13 protein-coding genes and 1 riboswitch are annotated in these 17259 nt (G+C 44.8%); of the genes, 8 read left to right on the top strand and 5 right to left on the bottom strand.

What is annotated here, in order from left to right; genetic code table 11:
- Nucleotides 1-76: 76 nt before the first annotated feature.
- The 4 genes from helD (at nucleotide 77) to HC660_RS16845 (ending at nucleotide 8406) form a co-directional block, all read left to right on the top strand.
- Nucleotides 77-2401, top strand: a complete 2325-nt coding sequence (helD, locus tag HC660_RS16860; protein ID WP_168748738.1) for an RNA polymerase recycling motor HelD — start codon at nucleotides 77-79, stop codon at nucleotides 2399-2401.
- Between the two features lie 174 nt (nucleotides 2402-2575).
- On the top strand, nucleotides 2576-4390 hold the full coding sequence (locus tag HC660_RS16855; protein ID WP_168748737.1) for an assimilatory sulfite reductase (NADPH) flavoprotein subunit: 1815 nt from the start codon (nucleotides 2576-2578) through the stop codon (nucleotides 4388-4390).
- Between the two features lie 25 nt (nucleotides 4391-4415).
- The gene (gene cysI, locus HC660_RS16850; protein WP_168748736.1) at nucleotides 4416-6134 is read left to right on the top strand and encodes an assimilatory sulfite reductase (NADPH) hemoprotein subunit; all 1719 of its coding nucleotides are present in this window, start codon (nucleotides 4416-4418) and stop codon (nucleotides 6132-6134) included.
- A 259-nt stretch (nucleotides 6135-6393) separates the two neighbouring features.
- Nucleotides 6394-8406, top strand: a complete 2013-nt coding sequence (locus HC660_RS16845; RefSeq protein WP_168748735.1) for a Na+/H+ antiporter — start codon at nucleotides 6394-6396, stop codon at nucleotides 8404-8406.
- Between the two features lie 46 nt (nucleotides 8407-8452).
- Here HC660_RS16845 and yvgO read toward each other — a convergent pair whose 3' ends face one another.
- The gene (gene yvgO, locus HC660_RS16840) at nucleotides 8453-8938 is read right to left on the bottom strand and encodes a stress response protein YvgO (RefSeq protein WP_010331869.1); all 486 of its coding nucleotides are present in this window, start codon (nucleotides 8936-8938) and stop codon (nucleotides 8453-8455) included.
- A 244-nt stretch (nucleotides 8939-9182) separates the two neighbouring features.
- Between yvgO and pgoN the strand changes: the two genes are divergently transcribed.
- Nucleotides 9183-10013, top strand: a complete 831-nt coding sequence (gene pgoN / locus HC660_RS16835) for a glyoxal/methylglyoxal reductase (protein WP_010331868.1) — start codon at nucleotides 9183-9185, stop codon at nucleotides 10011-10013.
- A 15-nt stretch (nucleotides 10014-10028) separates the two neighbouring features.
- Here the strand turns inward: pgoN and modB are convergent, their stop codons facing one another.
- Complete coding sequence (gene modB / locus HC660_RS16830; RefSeq protein WP_168748734.1) at nucleotides 10029-10739, bottom strand: molybdate ABC transporter permease subunit; 711 nt, start codon at nucleotides 10737-10739, stop codon at nucleotides 10029-10031.
- On the bottom strand, nucleotides 10711-11493 hold the full coding sequence (modA, locus tag HC660_RS16825; RefSeq protein ID WP_168748733.1) for a molybdate ABC transporter substrate-binding protein: 783 nt from the start codon (nucleotides 11491-11493) through the stop codon (nucleotides 10711-10713). The genes modB and modA overlap by 29 nt, the downstream gene beginning before the upstream one ends.
- A 110-nt stretch (nucleotides 11494-11603) precedes the next feature.
- Between modA and HC660_RS16820 the strand changes: the two genes are divergently transcribed.
- On the top strand, nucleotides 11604-12530 hold the full coding sequence (locus tag HC660_RS16820) for a helix-turn-helix transcriptional regulator (RefSeq protein WP_168748732.1): 927 nt from the start codon (nucleotides 11604-11606) through the stop codon (nucleotides 12528-12530).
- 27 nt (nucleotides 12531-12557) lie between these two features.
- Here the strand turns inward: HC660_RS16820 and HC660_RS16815 are convergent, their stop codons facing one another.
- The gene (locus HC660_RS16815; protein ID WP_168748731.1) at nucleotides 12558-14414 is read right to left on the bottom strand and encodes an LTA synthase family protein; all 1857 of its coding nucleotides are present in this window, start codon (nucleotides 14412-14414) and stop codon (nucleotides 12558-12560) included.
- A 101-nt stretch (nucleotides 14415-14515) separates the two neighbouring features.
- The gene (locus HC660_RS16810; RefSeq protein ID WP_024122827.1) at nucleotides 14516-14998 is read right to left on the bottom strand and encodes a metal-dependent hydrolase; all 483 of its coding nucleotides are present in this window, start codon (nucleotides 14996-14998) and stop codon (nucleotides 14516-14518) included.
- 166 nt (nucleotides 14999-15164) lie between these two features.
- Between HC660_RS16810 and sspJ the strand changes: the two genes are divergently transcribed.
- Both sspJ and HC660_RS16800 read left to right on the top strand, forming a co-directional pair.
- On the top strand, nucleotides 15165-15305 hold the full coding sequence (sspJ, locus tag HC660_RS16805; protein WP_010331863.1) for a small acid-soluble spore protein SspJ: 141 nt from the start codon (nucleotides 15165-15167) through the stop codon (nucleotides 15303-15305).
- 115 nt (nucleotides 15306-15420) lie between these two features.
- Nucleotides 15421-15600: riboswitch (Lysine riboswitch) on the top strand.
- Between the two features lie 104 nt (nucleotides 15601-15704).
- Nucleotides 15705-17114, top strand: a complete 1410-nt coding sequence (locus tag HC660_RS16800) for an amino acid permease (RefSeq protein WP_168748730.1) — start codon at nucleotides 15705-15707, stop codon at nucleotides 17112-17114.
- The last annotated feature ends 145 nt before the right edge of the window (nucleotides 17115-17259 follow it).

Raw genomic sequence — 17259 nt, 5'->3', positions numbered from 1 at the left:
TATATTAAATATATATCCAATTCTATTTTACCTTATTTCTTCTTCGTTTGTCAACTATTTTCTGGAGGTGCCGTTCATGAATCAGCATGGTAAGGAATGGAAAGAAGAGCAGTCAAGAATATATGATGTACTGCAGGAGCTCGAGAATAAAGAGCGGCTTCTCGAAACGTCCGCGGGCGGGTTAAAGCATGATATTATCGGATTACGAAAAAACTTCTGGGAAGATGTCACGGTTAACTTTGATGACGCCCATGAAGCTGTTGAAACGATGGCAAGCATTAAGCAGCAAGCAGAGCTGCTGTCTGATCGGGAACGGAATCATCGGCATATGGATCAACAGCTCAAGCGAATTCATCAATTAAAAGCAACGCCTTATTTCGGCCGGATTGATTTTATTGAAAACGGCGACAAACAGGCAGAGCAGATCTATATCGGTTTAGCATCCTGTATGGATGAGAAGGAGGAACACTTTTTGATTTATGATTGGAGAGCGCCGATATCGAGCCTTTACTATAATTATTCCCCAGGAAAAGCCGAATACGAGGTACCCGGTGAAACGATAGAAGGGGAAATGGTGCTGAAGCGCCAGTTTATCATTAAAAACGGCGCTCTCAAAGCGATGTTTAATACAGAAATGACGATCGGAGATGAGATGCTCCAAGAGGTGTTAAGCCACCACTCTGATACACAAATGAAAAACATTGTGTCCACGATCCAAAAAGAACAAAATCAGATTATCCGAAATGAAAAAAGCAAATTCCTGATTGTGCAGGGTGCGGCAGGCAGCGGAAAAACGTCAGCGGCGCTCCAGCGTGTCGCTTATTTGTTATACAGGCACCGCGGTGTCATTGATGCCGGACAAATCGTTTTATTTTCCCCCAACTTTTTGTTTAACAGCTATGTCTCCTCTGTTTTGCCTGAATTAGGCGAAGAAAATATGGAGCAGGCGACGTTTCAGGAATATATCGAGCATCGGCTTGGCCGCAAGTTTCAATGTGAAAGCCCCTTTGATCAGCTGGAATATTGCCTGGCCAAAACAAAAGATGGCCGTTTTCAATCAAGGCTTGCCGGAATCACATGGAAGGCAGGCTTATCTTTTCAGCAATTTATTGATGAATACGTCATCAGGCTGTCTTCTGAAGGAATGATCTTTAAAAATATCGTTTTCCGCGAGCAAAAACTGATCACAAAGGAACAGGTCCAAGCATATTTTTACTCGCTCGATCAAAGCCAGTCCATTCCGAACCGAATGGAACAAACAGCAAATTGGCTGCTGAGTGAGCTTAACAAGCTGGAGAAAAAGGAACGGCGAAAGGATTGGGTCGTACAGGAAGCCGAGCTTCTCGACAAAGAGGAATATTTGGAAGTGTACAAAAAGCTGCAGGCAAGAAAACGGTTTAGTGAGAGTACATTTAACGATCATCAAAGAGAACAGCAGCTGCTTGCCGCCATGATTGTAAAAAAGGCTTTCAGCCCAATTAAACAGGCAGTCAGACAGCTGGCGTTTCTTGATGTCAAACAGCTGTATCTGCAATTGTTTTCTGACTGGGGAAGCAAAGCTCAAACAGAGGAAATTGCGGCAATAGGGGAGCTGACAAGATCGGCATTTGGAGAAAATAAACTGCTCTATGAGGACGCGTCTCCATTTCTATATTTGCAGGATTTGCTAGAAGGCAGAAAGAAAAACACGCAGATCAAACATCTATTTATCGATGAAGCTCAAGATTATTCTCCATTCCAGATGGCGTATATAAGGAGTATTTTCCCGTCTGCCAGCATGACGGTGCTCGGTGACATCAATCAGTCTATTTATGCCCATGCAATAAACGGTGCAGCGCGTATGGATGTCGGCTTTGAAGATGAGCAGGCTGAATGTGTCCGTTTAAAAAGAACGTACAGATCAACGAGACAAATTGTGGAATTGACAAAGGCGCTGCTTCAGGACGGGGCGGATATCGAGCCTTTTAACAGAGATGGGGAAATGCCCTGCGTGTTAAAAAGCGAGGGTCGCGAGGATCTTTGCCAAAAGCTTACGAAAGAAATTGGGCGCCTTAGAAAGAAAGGGCATGAAACCATTGCCGTTATTTGCAAAACGGCGCAGCAGTCAAGACAGGCTCGCGCTCAAATGAGCGAATATATCGATATTCGGCTGATCCATAAAGAAAACCAAACGTTTCAAAAGGGAGTCTGTGTTATTCCGGTTTATTTAGCGAAGGGAATTGAGTTTGACGCAGTACTTGTTTATGATGCCTCAGAAGAGCAATATAGAACAGAGCACGACCGCAGGCTGCTGTACACTGCCTGCACCCGGGCCATGCACGGGCTGACTGTTTCTTCTATCGGTGAGCCAAGTCCGTTTGTGAGTGCTGTGCCCCCTCATTTGTATAAGATTGCTGATTGAAAGAGAAGGGATCCCTTCTCTTTTTTTCTTCATTTCAATGAGACAAAGGGTTTTATCATTAATAATCTTAATCGTTATCATCATGTAAATATATTTTACTTGCGGTGTGTCTTCCGGTAAAGTTCAATTAGATACTATTTCGATCAGTTTATACAATTTTGTGAGGTGGATACGTTGCAACTTCAGGTCATGAACAGTCCGTTTAATCAGGAGCAGGCAGAGCTCCTTAACCGCCTTCTGCCAACCTTGACAGAATCTCAGAAAATTTGGCTGAGCGGCTATTTATCAGCGCCATCTGTTTCCGTACTGGAAACAACGGGGGCGCCGGCTGCTGAGTCTGCGGGTGTTACGGCACCGGCCATTTCAAAAGAAGTCACCGTTCTTTACGGTTCACAGACGGGAAACGCACAAGGGCTTGCAGAGAACGCCGGCAAGCAGCTTGAGGAGCGAGGCTTTCAAGTCACCGTTTCATCTATGAGTGATTTTAAGCCGAACCAGCTCAAGAAAATTAACAATCTTCTGATTGTCGTCAGTACGCATGGCGAAGGCGAGCCGCCTGATAACGCACTGTCGTTTCACGAATTTTTGCACGGAAGACGGGCGCCTAAGCTTGAGGATCTTCGCTTTTCTGTTTTGGCGCTTGGTGACAGTTCATACGAATTCTTCTGTCAGACAGGAAAAGAATTTGATCAGCGCTTGGAAGAGCTTGGCGGGAAACGAATTTCTCCGCGCGTTGATTGTGATTTGGACTATGATGAGCCGGTTGCTGAATGGCTGGAAAGCGTATTTGAGGGCTTAAGTGAAGCAGAGGGCGGAAGCGCCGCGCCTGCGCCGGCAGCAGCGCCTCAAACTGGTGAATCTGCGTATTCAAGAACAAATCCGTTTCGGGCGGAAGTGTTAGAAAATTTAAATTTAAACGGCCGCGGATCAAATAAAGAAACACGCCATGTGGAATTGTCTCTTGAAGGATCAGGCCTTACGTATGAACCTGGTGACAGCCTCGGCGTCTATCCGGAAAATGATCCGGAGCTTGTCGATGCGCTGCTTCAGGAAATGAATTGGGATCCCGAAGAGATTGTGACGCTGAATAAGCAAGGCGATGTCCGTCCGCTGAAAGAAGCGCTGATTTCCCATTATGAAATTACTGTTCTCACAAAGCCGCTTCTTGAACAGGCTGCTCATTTGACGGGAAGCGAGGAGCTTAGAGAGCTTTTAGCACCGGGAAATGAGGGGAAAGTGAAAGCGTATATGGAAGGGCGCGATTTGCTTGATTTGATCCGGGATTATGGCCCGTTCAGTGTAACGGCGCAAGAATTTGTATCCATTCTTCGAAAAATGCCGGCCCGCCTCTATTCAATTGCGAGCAGCTTATCCGCAAACCCGGATGAAGTGCATTTAACGATTGGTGCAGTCCGGTACGACGCGCATGGCCGCGAACGAAAAGGCGTCTGCTCGATTTTATGCGCTGAGCGTCTGCAGCCGGGAGACACACTGCCGGTTTATGTCCAGCATAATCAGAACTTCAAGCTTCCGAAGGATCCTGAAACACCAATTATCATGGTCGGCCCTGGGACAGGCGTTGCGCCGTTCCGTTCCTTTATGCAGGAACGAGAGGAGACGGGAGCTGAAGGAAAAGCATGGATGTTCTTCGGTGATCAGCATTTTGTTACAGATTTCCTTTATCAGACAGAGTGGCAGAATTGGCTGAAAGACGGCGTGCTGACAAAAATGGACGTTGCGTTTTCACGCGATACGGAAGAAAAAGTGTATGTGCAGCACCGCATGCTTGAACAGAGTGCAGAACTGTTTGAATGGCTTCAAGAAGGAGCGGCTGTTTACATTTGCGGAGATGAAAAGTACATGGCACACGATGTCCATAACACCCTTTTAGAAATTATAGAAAAAGAAGGCAATATGACCCGTGAAGAAGCGGAAGTTTATCTTGCCGATATGCAGCAGCAAAAACGTTATCAGCGTGATGTATACTGATTTGACCTGAAAGGAGTTTTTCAACATGGTGACCAAAATCTTAAAAGCACCGGACGGCTCTCCAAGTGACGTCGAGCGCATTAAAGAAAAAAGCGATTATTTGCGCGGCACACTGAAAGAAGTGATGCTGGATCGGATCAGTGCGGGAATTCCGGATGATGATAACCGCCTGATGAAACACCACGGCAGTTATTTGCAGGATGACCGGGACCTCCGCAATGAACGCCAAAAGCAAAAGCTTGAACCGGCTTATCAGTTCATGCTGCGTGTCCGTATGCCGGGCGGCGTATCAACGCCTGAGCAATGGCTCGTGATGGATGATCTTTCACAGAAATACGGTAACGGCACCCTAAAGCTGACGACTCGTGAGACGTTCCAAATGCATGGGATTTTAAAATGGAACATGAAAAAAACCATTCAGACGATCCACTCGGCTCTTCTGGACACAATCGCAGCTTGCGGAGATGTAAACAGGAATGTCATGTGCACATCGAATCCTTACCAGTCTGAAATCCATTCTGAAGTATACGAATGGTCCAAAACATTAAGTGATGATCTTCTCCCTCGGACGAGAGCGTATCATGAAATTTGGCTTGATGAAGAAAGAGTGGCCGGCACACCTGACGCAGAAGAAATCGAGCCAATGTACGGGCCGCTTTACCTGCCGCGGAAATTCAAAATCGGTATTGCGGTTCCGCCGTCAAACGATATTGATGTCTTTTCTCAGGATCTCGGATTCATTGCAATTGTGGAAGATGGCAAGCTTATCGGATTTAACGTGGCAATCGGCGGCGGTATGGGAATGACGCACGGCGACAAAGCGACATATCCGCAATTAGCCAAGGTAATTGGATTCTGCCGCCCTGAACAAATGTATGACGTTGCTGAAAAAACAATTACCATTCAGCGAGACTACGGAAACCGTTCCGTCCGTAAAAATGCCCGTTTCAAATACACAGTTGACCGCCTCGGTTTGGAAACAGTGAAAGAGGAATTGGAAAATCGTCTCGGCTGGAGCCTGGAAGAAGCGAAGCCTTACCATTTTGACCATAACGGCGACCGCTACGGCTGGGTAGAAGGCATTGAGGATAAATGGCATTTTACGTTGTTTGTCGAAGGCGGCCGCGTGACGGATTACGAGGATTATAAGCTGATGACAGGCTTGCGTGAAATTGCTAAAGTTCATACAGGTGATTTTCGTCTGACAGCCAATCAGAATTTGATTATCGGTAACGTTTCAAGCGAGAAAAAGGACGAAATCAACGCGTTAATCGACCAATACGGTTTAACTGACGGGAAGCATCATTCAGCGCTCCGTCGCAGCTCTATGGCATGTGTCGCACTTCCGACCTGCGGATTGGCAATGGCTGAAGCAGAACGTTACTTGCCGTCCCTTTTAGATAAAGTAGAAGAGATTATTGACGAAAACGGTCTTCGTGATGAGGAAATTACCATTCGCATGACAGGCTGCCCGAACGGCTGCGCCCGCCATGCGCTCGGAGAGATTGGATTTATCGGAAAGGCGCCTGGCAAATATAATATGTATCTAGGCGCTGCGTTTGACGGCAGCCGCTTAAGCAAAATGTACCGCGAAAATATCGGAGAAGAAGACATTTTGAGCGAGCTGCGCGTCCTGCTTTCCCGCTATGCGAAAGAACGCGAGGAAGGCGAGCACTTCGGTGATTTCGTCATTCGCGCCGGTATCATTAAAGCGACAACTGACGGCACGAATTTTCATGATTGATTATAGATACGAGAGACAGGGAGGATTGCCCTGTCTCTTTTTCATTTTGCTTTACGGCAAAAAAGTTCACCATGAGCATATCATGAGAAAAAATACCCTAAAAAGGGTACTATAAAAGAAGACTAGTGTGGAGGAGACTCCTGCGGAATCCAGTATGGGATGTAAGGCCATCTTTTATCTTTTGCAAGCCTAAGCCTCTTCGGACAAATATTGATTAACTCATCATGCAGATACGCAACAGATTAAGGAGGTTATGCATTTGGACATATTTTTAGTCGTCCTTGTTTTACTGGCTATTATTGCGATTTCTAACATTGTCAATCGGTTTATCCCGTTTATTCCAGTGCCTCTGATTCAGGTGGCGCTTGGGATTATTGCCGCCTCATTTCCACAGGGGCTTCATTTTGAATTAAACACGGAATTGTTTTTCGTTTTGTTTATTGCGCCTCTTCTATTTAATGATGGAAAGAGGACGCCTCGGGCGGAGCTTTGGAATTTAAGAGCCCCCATTTTATTGCTTGCACTTGGCCTTGTATTTGCCACTGTGATTGTAGGAGGATACACGATCCACTGGATGATTCCTGATATTCCGCTGGCAGCGGCCTTTGGACTGGCAGCCATTCTTTCACCGACTGATGTTGTCGCTGTCAGCGCATTATCAGGAAGAGTGAAGATGCCCAAAGGAATTCTGCGCCTGCTTGAAGGGGAAGGACTGATGAATGATGCATCAGGTCTGGTTGCCTTTAAGTTTGCGATTGCCGCAGCGGTTACCGGGGCATTTTCATTGGCCCAAGCAGCTGTCAGCTTTGTGTTTATTTCTGTTGGCGGCCTTTTGTGCGGGGTTGTGATTTCGTTCTTGATTATCCGCTTTCGTCTATTCCTGCGCCGCCTTGGCATGCAGGATGTCACGATGCACATGCTGATTCAAATTCTGACGCCGTTTGTGATTTATTTGGCAGCGGAGGAAATCGGTGTTTCCGGCATTTTAGCCGTTGTGGCAGGCGGTATTACGCATGCGGTTGAACAGGATCGTCTCGAATCGACGATGGTCAAGCTGCAAATCGTCTCATCAAGTACGTGGAATATTATTTTATTTATTTTGAACGGTCTTGTCTTTGTCATCCTTGGCACACAGATTCCGGATGTCATTTCCGTCATTTTTAATGATACAGCGATCAGCAACATGAAAGTGATCGGCTATATTCTGGTCATTACATTTACGTTAATGCTCCTCAGATTTCTGTGGGTGCTGTTTTTCTGGAACGGCAAGTGGTTCTTTAATAAAGATCAAACCATTTATAAGCCGGGACTTCGTTCTACACTGTTGATTTCCATTTCAGGTGTGCGGGGAGCAGTTACGCTTGCAGGTTCATTCTCCATCCCATATTTCTTGGAAGACGGCACACCGTTTCCGCAAAGAAATCTGATTCTCTTTTTAGCCGCAGGCGTCATTTTATGTACGCTTGTCATCGCCACCGTTGTGCTTCCGCTTCTGACTGAAAAAGAAGAAGATGACGAAGAAAAAAATAAGAAGCTGCTGACGGCGAGACGCAAGCTGATTAAAACGGCTCTCAAAACGATTAAAGAAGGCATGAATGATACAAACAAAACGGCGTCTCTTGCGGTCATTGCTGAATACAATGAGAAAATGAAAAACCTTCGTTTTCAGCAATACACAACGTCAACCCGCATAAAAAAGTATGAACGGAAAATCCGCGCTCAAGGGATTAAAGCCGAGCAAGAAGAACTGATGAAACTGCTGGAGCGGGGAGACATCCCGGAAGAAACGGCAAACGCCCTGCAGGAACGGTTTAATGAATTAGAAATTTTGTATGCCAACCCGTTTAAAGTCGGTTTATCAAAGACAAGGCTGAAACGGCTGATGCATTGGATTTTCTTCGGAGAGCATAAAAAGCCGGAGATGTCGATTTTAAACGAAGAGGGATTAATGAGAGCAACTAGAGTTAAAACGGCTAAAGCCGCGCTTGAACATTTGGAAAAGCATATACCGGAAGAACATAAGGAAGTATTTTTATCTGTCATCTCGTTTTATAAACAATTAATTTTCAGATTGAAGCACAGCCATCACGAACATAAATCGAGCGCCCATTTCGAAAATCAGAAGCTGGAAGTAAAGCTGAAGGCTGTGCAGGCGATCAGAAATGAGATTCAGACACTCTTTGAGGAGCGGGAAATTTCCCGGGACATCTCTCATGAGCTTCGCCAATATATTAATGATGTGGAAGCCGCAATGCTAGAAGGCGGCGAATAACTTCAAGAAAAAAAGCTGGCATCGGATGCCAGCTTTTTTCTATAGGTTAGGGGCGATGGAATTCGACAGTGTTGTCATGCCGGTCGAACCAGCCTCTGAAGGCCCAGTTGATCCAGCCGCCGTCTCCTTTGTTTGTGAAGCTTCCGTCTTCAAATACCCAAATGCCGTACGTAATGCCGTCATAAACGGCCGAGCCGTAAAACTGCACACCATTTAAATGATCTTCATATTCCTGGCTTAAGTTAAAAACCATGACGTTATATTTTTGGCCGGATGCGTAGAAGGAAGATTCCATGAGATTTTTCACAAAACCATCGCGGTTCTGGGCTGATTTAATGGCATCTGAAATTTGGTTGGCAATTCCAAGCAAATCAAGGTTAACGTTTAAACCGACTTCTGCGGCAGCAGTTCCGGCGGTTGTTTTCTGTGAGATCTTCGGTGCGGGATTTTCCTCAGCAGAGGCAAGGGAAAAAGGGGCAATTGTCAAAGCGGCGCCAAGAGCAATAGTCATTGGGATACGAATACGTTTCAATTTGTTTCCTCCTCTATGTTTTTGTGGGCTACAGTATTCGCTTACCCTGCTCGCTGTCTAACTAATCTTATAATTGATAAAATAGGAAAAAATTAGCGGTAATGCTCATAATTTACTATGAGATGAAATTCATCCTTATGAAAAAAGAAGCAATAAGAGGCTCTTAAGCGTATTATTGGTATCTGCTGAGAGGAATGTGAGATAATATAGACGCTTACATTTCAATGAAAGGGTGGATGTTCAAGTGGCAACAAGTTTAAAAGATACTGTAAAGCTACATAACGGAGTTGAAATGCCTTGGTTCGGTCTTGGTGTTTTTAAAGTAGAAAACGGCAGTGAAGCGACTGAATCTGTTAAAGCTGCGATTAAAAATGGCTACCGCAGCATTGATACAGCGGCTGTCTATAAAAATGAAGAAGGTGTAGGCATCGGCATCAAAGAATCCGGTGTTGCAAGAGAAGAGCTCTTCATTACATCAAAGGTATGGAATGAAGATCAGGGCTATGACACTACGCTTGCTGCCTTTGAAAAAAGCCTGGAAAGACTTCAGCTTGATTATTTAGACTTATATTTAATCCACTGGCCTGGCAAGGATAAATATAAAGATACATGGCGCGCGCTTGAAAAGCTGTATAAAGACGGCAAAATCCGCGCGATCGGCGTCAGCAACTTCCAAGTTCATCATTTAGAAGAGCTTTTGAAAGATGCTGAAATCAAACCGATGGTGAACCAAGTTGAATTTCACCCTCGTTTGACGCAGAAAGAATTAAGAGATTATTGCAAAGCGCAAGGCATCCAGCTGGAAGCATGGTCTCCGCTTATGCAGGGGCAGCTGCTTGATAACGATGTGCTCACACAGATCGCAGAAAAATATAATAAATCTGTAGCACAAGTGATTTTGCGCTGGGATCTTCAGCATGAAGTTGTAACGATTCCAAAATCCATTAAAGAACACCGTATTATCGAAAACGCTGATATTTTTGATTTTGAATTGTCTCAAGAAGACATGGACAAAATTGATGCGTTAAATCAAGATGAACGTGTCGGTCCAAACCCCGATGAGCTTCTGTTTTAATCAAAAACTCCCCGTCTAAGTACGGGGAGTTTTTTCATGTGTTTTTTTCAGTTGAATCAAAAACAGCATCAGAAAGGAAATCACGATGATACAGATGACCCAAGCCCACGCAAGTGTGTTGTTGCCGGAATCCAAAGCCACATAAATGGCCGTCGGCAGTGTTTGGGTAACACCCGGGATATTCCCGGCAAACATCAAGGTGGCGCCGAATTCACCGAGCGCCCGCGCCAGGCTGAGGATGCTTCCGGTCAGCAATGAAGGATATGCCAGCGGAATGGAGATATGGATAAACACCTTCCATCTGCTTGCGCCGTCTACCATTGCCGCTCCCTCTATATCAGGGTCAATATCGGAAAATCCAGTTTTGGCCGATTGATACATAAGCGGAAAAGCAACGATAGCAGAAGCAATCACAGCGGCCCACCAGGTGAAAATGACGGGCTGGTGAAAGATCCATTCGATCGCTTGTCCGATGAAGCTGTGCTTTCCAAAAATGACAATCAAAATAAAACCGACAACGGTGGGCGGAAGAACGAGAGGAAGCATAAAAATCGTTTCGAGTGCAGTTTTTCCGAAAAATGAAGCCCGCGCCATCCACGCTCCCGCCAATGTTCCGAGAATGATCACCGCGATTCCGGCGACCGCCGCCACTTGAAAGGAAAGCGCAACCGGCGTAAAAAATTCTGAAGTGCTGATGTTATGCAGCAGTAAAACCATACTTCTCAAACACTTTCATCGCTTCATCTGTTTGCAGGTAATCGTAAAATTCCTTCGCTTCCTTATGGTGTTTCGTATCTTTTACAATTCCTAACGGATAAACAATCGGGCTGTGTGTGTCAGCTTTTGCCTCGTCGACGATTTTGACTTTCTTAGAGATCAGCGCGTCCGTTTTATAAACGACGCCTGCGTCTACATTGCCTGTTTCTACATATGAAAGAACCTGGCGAACGTCTTTTCCGTAAACGATCTTATCTTTTATTTTGTTCCATAAAGACAGCTTTGTCAGTGATTCTTTTCCATAAGCTCCTGCCGGAACGGATTCCGGGGTTCCAAGAGCGATTTTTTCTGAATCAGTCAGATTGTCGAAGCTTTTGACAGGTGAATCTCCGTCTTTTGGCACGACCAGCACAATTTCATTTCCGACTACATCAGTGCTGTCTTTTTTAGCGATATCCCCATCATCTACAAGCTTTTGGAATTTGTCCTCAGCGGCTGAGAAGAACAGATCAGCCCCGGCTCCTTGAGAAATTTGCTTTTGTAAGGCGCCTGATGAGCCAAAGTTATCTTGGATTGTAATATTGTGATGGGTTTTCTCATAATTCTTTTGAATTTCCTCGAGTGCATCCTGGGCACTGGCAGCTGCTGAAACAGTTAAGGTCACTTCTTTCTCATTGTCACTTGATGACTGGCTGGCAGAGCAGCCTGCTGCAAGCAGAAAAACAGTTAATGCTGTGGTCAGAATGGAATACTTCTTAAACATGATTGCACCCCTTATGATTAGTTATATCTAATTATAACGGATTATGTTTGGGTTATGTGGGTTTTTATACATTCTCCGAAAAGGTATAATGAAATAGGAGAGTGATGATAATGAATGAAACCTCTTCCTATACGATAGAAGAAGTTGCTGGTCTGCTGAAGGTATCAAAGCTGACCGTTTATGATTTGATTAAAAAAGGCATGATCCCTGCTTACCGTGTAGGAAGGCAGATGCGTGTCGATGAAGTAGATTTAAAGCAATATAAGGCAAACATGAGGATGTCTCAGCCTGTGTCTACACACGAAGAGCCAAGAAAGGCACAGGAGCCGATGCCGGAGGGCAGGCAGAATGTCGTTATCAGCGGACAGGATATATCGATGGATCTGCTCAGCAAGCATTTGGAAAATGCCATTCAAGAGACGCCGCTCCGCCAATACAAAGGCAGCTTAAACAGCCTGATTGACATGTACCAAGGCAAATGCGACATTGTCAGCCTGCATTTGTACGATGCGGAAACCGCTCAATATAATACGCCTTATGTCAAACGCATTCTGACAGGCGAACCGTTTTGTCAGATGAATGTTGTTCTTCGCAAAGCCGGCCTATACGTTCAAAAAGGAAATCCAAAAAACATAAAAGGCTGGGATGACCTGAAACGAACTGACATCCGCATCATCAACAGAGAAAAAGGATCGGGCGCAAGAGTGCTTCTTGACGAACAGCTTGGTCTGCTTGGTGTGACGCCTTCAGATGTCAAGGGGTACAGTGACACTGTGACTGATCATTATGCTGTTGCCTCCCAAGTCTCAAGCGGACAGGCAGACGCGGGAATCGGGGCGCAGCACGCGGCACATATGGGAAGCGTTGATTTTATCCCGCTCATCGAGGAGCAATACGACGTTGTCATTTTGAAAAAACACCAGCAGCTGCTTAAAGCTGTAAAGAGCATCTTGAAATCGGAAGAATATAAGGCCAACCTATCTCATCTCAATGGCTATCAAACGAAGCTGACAGGCAAAGTGATATACGAAACATGAAAAAAAATCCCTCTAAGAGGGATTTTTTTATTGACCATAAAAACGCAGAAGGTCTCCGTTTAACATTTTATCAGAGAGAGACAGCTCTTCATTTGCTTTTTCCTTATAGGGAGTGCACGCATCTTGGTTTTCTAACACTTCTCCTGTTTTTTGGCTGTAGCATGTGTTTTTCGTATACACATAGTCGTTCGTGATAAAGCTGCCGTTTCTCAGCACGGCAAATGGCGTTCGGTCGTTTGACAGCAAATCATTGCCGAACTGAATATCACCTTTTGTATTGAATCCGAGTAGGTGCATCAGAGTCGGCCTGACGTCAACCTGCCCTCCGGCATCGGAGATTGTTTCCGGATTTTGATCAGTGATTCCAGGAATATGAATGATAAACGGCACCCGCTGAAGCTGGACGGTGTCATACGGCGTAATGTCACTTTTTCCTAAAAACTCTGCCAGGGCTTTATTATGAGCTTCTGAGATGCCGTAATGATCTCCCATAAAGACAATCATCGAGTTTTCGTATAAGCCTTCATCCTTGAGCTTTTTGATAAAATGCTTCAGTGCTTCATCCTCATAGCGAACCGTCGTCACATAGCGGTTTAACAGGTCGCTGCTTGAATCATATTCATCAATCAGCTGATCCTTTTCGTCAATTTCAAACGGAAAATGGTTCGTCAATGTGATGAAATTGCTGTAGAACGGCTGCGGCAGGCTTTTCAGTTTACCAGCTGACTGTTCCAGAAATTCCTTATCCTTTAATCCCCAGCCTGTTGAGGTTTCAGGAGTCACATGGAACTCATCGACATCAAAAAAGCGGTCAATCCCAAACGTTTCATACATCACGTCTCTGTTCCAAAATGTCTTATGATTGGCGTGAAAGACGGCTGAATAATAATCATTCTGCTTGAGTGATTTGTACATCGTATGAAATTGATGGTCGCTTTTCGTAAAAAAGACGGCGCCGCTTAGGGAAGGGTAGAGAGAGTTAGCGACGATAAATTCCGAATCAGACGTTTTGCCTTGCTCTGTTTGCTGATAAAAATGATCAAAGGTATAGCTCTTCTTCATCAGGTCATTCATGAACGGGGTAATTTCTTTTCCGTTTACCTTTTCATTCAGAACAAAGCTTTGAGTCGATTCAAGCGTCACAAAAATTACATTCCGTCCCTTTGCGAGTCCGAACTTGCTTTGATTGGGCTTGCTGTAGTCAGCCTCAGTGTAGTTTTTGATTGTAGAGAGGCTGTCTTCATCGGCAAATGCCTTCGCACTCATATTGACAGACTGAGAAATGGTATCGTAGATGTGAAACTGAAACAGACCAATACTTTTGACGAGCACTTCCCGGTCGAAGGAATGGGCCAAGAGCTTCGGCTGTTCAATTTCGGCAAGCCCCAGCGTACATATAAGAAACCCGCAGGAAGCGGCATAGTACCGTTTGACCGTACGAGGGTTCGCTTTTGACTCCGGTCTCTTTTCTTTTCTGGAGAGCAGAAGAAGAAAAGTCAAATCCGCAAACAGAGCGATGAACAAAGGATTGAACAGCTCTTTTACACTGCTGCCCATATCGCTCATGTTGCTTGCCTGAAACAAAACCGGGATGGTAATAAAATCGATATAAAAGCCGTAAAAAATCGTGTTGGAGATCAAAATGGCAGTCAGAACCAAATTGGCAATCAGCAAAAAGATGCGCTGCTTGCTGCCCTGTAAAAGCAGGCCAATTCCAAATAGAGGGAGTATGAAGCTAAGCGGATTGATCAGCAGAATCAGCTCCTGTAATAGAGAGTCGGTCTGCAAATCAAAGCCCAGTTTATAGATCACATAAGTTTTGATCCACATGAATAAGATGGATAAACTTAAAAAACGCTGATTGTGAAAAAAGGTTCCTTTCATCAATTTATAACTCCTCACGTTTTCTTGAACATCTGCCATGAGATGCTTCTTATGTAAAACCTACTAAAAACAGTCTTCTTAGACAAGCTTCAGCACTCGGTTTAAAACATGCGCCCATGGAACAGCATATAAAAATAATAGCATGATGCTATTGTCAGACCGGCCAACACAAGCTGTTCGGAAAAACTGCCTGTCTTCATATACAGCGGCAGCCGTATGCGAATGGTTGAAGGGAATAACAATTTGATGCCATTCACTGTCCAGGCATCCAGAACCAAGTGGCTTGCCATTCCAATCATCAGCCCTGCTGATATGTTTTTATCTGGAATATATGTAGCTGTGATAAAAAACATGATGAGAAGAAACAGCAGGCTGTGTGTAAAGGTGCGATGGCCAAATACGGAACTTACTATTTTCGATAAGATAGGAAATCTTCTTCCGATTTTACTTTGTGTGTGGCAGATGTCGGGAATTAATGCGCCAACCGCGCCGGACGCCGCCATGAGTACTGGGTCAAATCCATAATAATAAGCTGCTGCGGTACAAGAAGCGATGCCTCCCATGATGTGTGTTTTTCCTGTCATTTCCCCGCTTCTCCTTTATCTTTTGCAAAAATCTCTGAATTACAAATATATCAAGAGAATGTATGTTTGAGCAACAGAACTTTGGCCGATAAAAAAATGAGACGCATAATTTTCTGAGAAAAAGGCATCTTAAAGATGTACCTATTTTCTAAAAGAGGTGATACGAATGGCTTTCTTTAATAAAGATAAAGGGAAACGATCTGAAAAAGAAAAAAACGTAATCCAAGGAGCTCTTGAGGATGCCGGTTCAGCTCTTAAAGATGATCCGCTTCAAGAAGCTGTGCAAAAAAAGAAAAATAATCGCTAACCGCATGCGGATAGGGCTTGGCTCTATCCGCATTTTCCATCTGTTCCCTTTGACAGATCATTCTTTCTTTGATAATCTTCTGGAGTAACTGAATAAATAAATCCTCACTCTTTCTCAGTGAGGTAGAGGTTGCGCGGATGATGAGTCACACATGCCAGGCTGACAGGAGCTGTTAAACATGTGTAAAAGGCATCAGCGCCGAAGTGTGGAGAAAGCCGATCCTTCTCTATGCTGGGACTGTATCTGAATAAGTGCAGGACTGCCGCGTGCTTTTTCGCGGAGGGCTATCCGGAGATCAAGGGTGTGTGTTTCTTTAAGCATGGACTTTTGTTCAGGCTTTTTTTGTATTTACATGATCTCGGGTTCTGGTCCGTACAAAGAATCATTGGAGGTACTGGAATGGAACAGACAAAAAAATGGGGTTTTTGGTTATTAACGGCGTTTGTCGTTGGAAATATGGTTGGATCGGGAATTTTCTCCCTGCCGAGTTCGCTTGCTTCGATTGCAAGTCCGCTTGGCGCCACGTCCGCCTGGCTTTTGACAGGTGCGGGCGTGCTGATGATTGCGCTTGTCTTCGGGCACTTGTCGATTCGCAAGCCTGAGCTGACAGCGGGGCCGCAAAGTTATGCGAGAGCGCTGTTTTCTGATCCGAAGAAAGGGAACGCTGCCGGATTCACAATGGTGTGGGGCTACTGGGTGGCGAGCTGGATCAGTAACGTGGCGATTATCACAAGTCTCGCCGGTTACTTGACTTCGTTTTTCCCGATCTTAGTTGATAAACGTGTACTGTTTGCTGTCGGCAGCCAAGAGGTGACACTCGGCCAATTGCTGACGTTTGCTGTATGTACGATTTTGCTCTGGGGAACGCACACGATTCTTGTTGCAAGCATTAACGGTGCAAGTAAATTAAACTTTATCACAACGTTTTCGAAAGTATTAGGTTTTGTTTTCTTTATCATTGCCGGATTGTTTGTGTTTCAAACGACATTATTCGATCATTTTTATTTTCCGGTTCAAGGTGAAAATGGCACAACCATTGGCATCGGCGGACAGGTTCACAACGCCGCCATTTCTACTTTATGGGCGTTTGTCGGAATTGAATCAGCAGTGATCTTGTCTGGACGCGCGCGTACTCAGCGTGATGTCAAGCGTGCAACAATCACAGGGTTGTTGATCGCGTTAAGCATCTACATTATAGTGACATTGATCACGATGGGTGTTCTGCCGCACGATAAACTTGTCGGATCTGAAAAACCGTTCGTTGATGTGCTGTATGCGATTGTCGGAAACGCAGGAAGCGTGATCATGGCACTACTTGCGATTCTTTGCTTATTCGGAACGATGCTCGGCTGGATTTTGCTTGGCTCTGAGGTTCCATACCAAGCTGCTAAAGCAGGCGATTTTCCGGCGGTCTTTGCGAAAACGAATAAAAAGGGAAGCCCGGTTATTTCTCTGATCATTACAAATGTGATGTCACAGGTCTTCATATTCTCTGTTATTTCCCGGACAATAAGTGACGCATTTACATTTTTAACGACAGCAGCGACTCTTGCGTATTTAATTCCGTATTTAGTGTCTGCGATCTACAGTCTAAAGCTGGTTATAAAAGGCGAAACGTATGATCAGCTGAAAGGCTCCCGCGTAAAAGACGGATTGATCGCGTTGTTAGCGTGTGTATACTCATTGTTTGTTATCGTAACAGGAACTGCCGATTTAACGACATTTATTCTCGGCATCGGTTTGTTCTTTGTCGGTCTGGTGATTTATCCGTTTGTGATTAAGAAATTCTCGAAAGAAAAACAAGCATAAAAAAAGACACCTGACAATGCAGTCAGGTGTCTTTTTTATATTACTCCACGAATGTCATACACAAAATAGCTGACAGGAACGCGCTTCGTATGAATGGAGTAAGAAAATATGCGATGTGGTTCAGTATGAGGTGCTCCGGCTTGTC

The sequence above is a fragment of the Bacillus mojavensis genome (assembly GCF_012648005.1).
GTDB classification, from domain to species: Bacteria; Bacillota; Bacilli; order Bacillales; family Bacillaceae; genus Bacillus; species Bacillus mojavensis.
The sequence above is the reverse complement of the archived record's forward strand: the minus strand, read 5'-3'. Positions and strand labels throughout refer to the sequence as shown.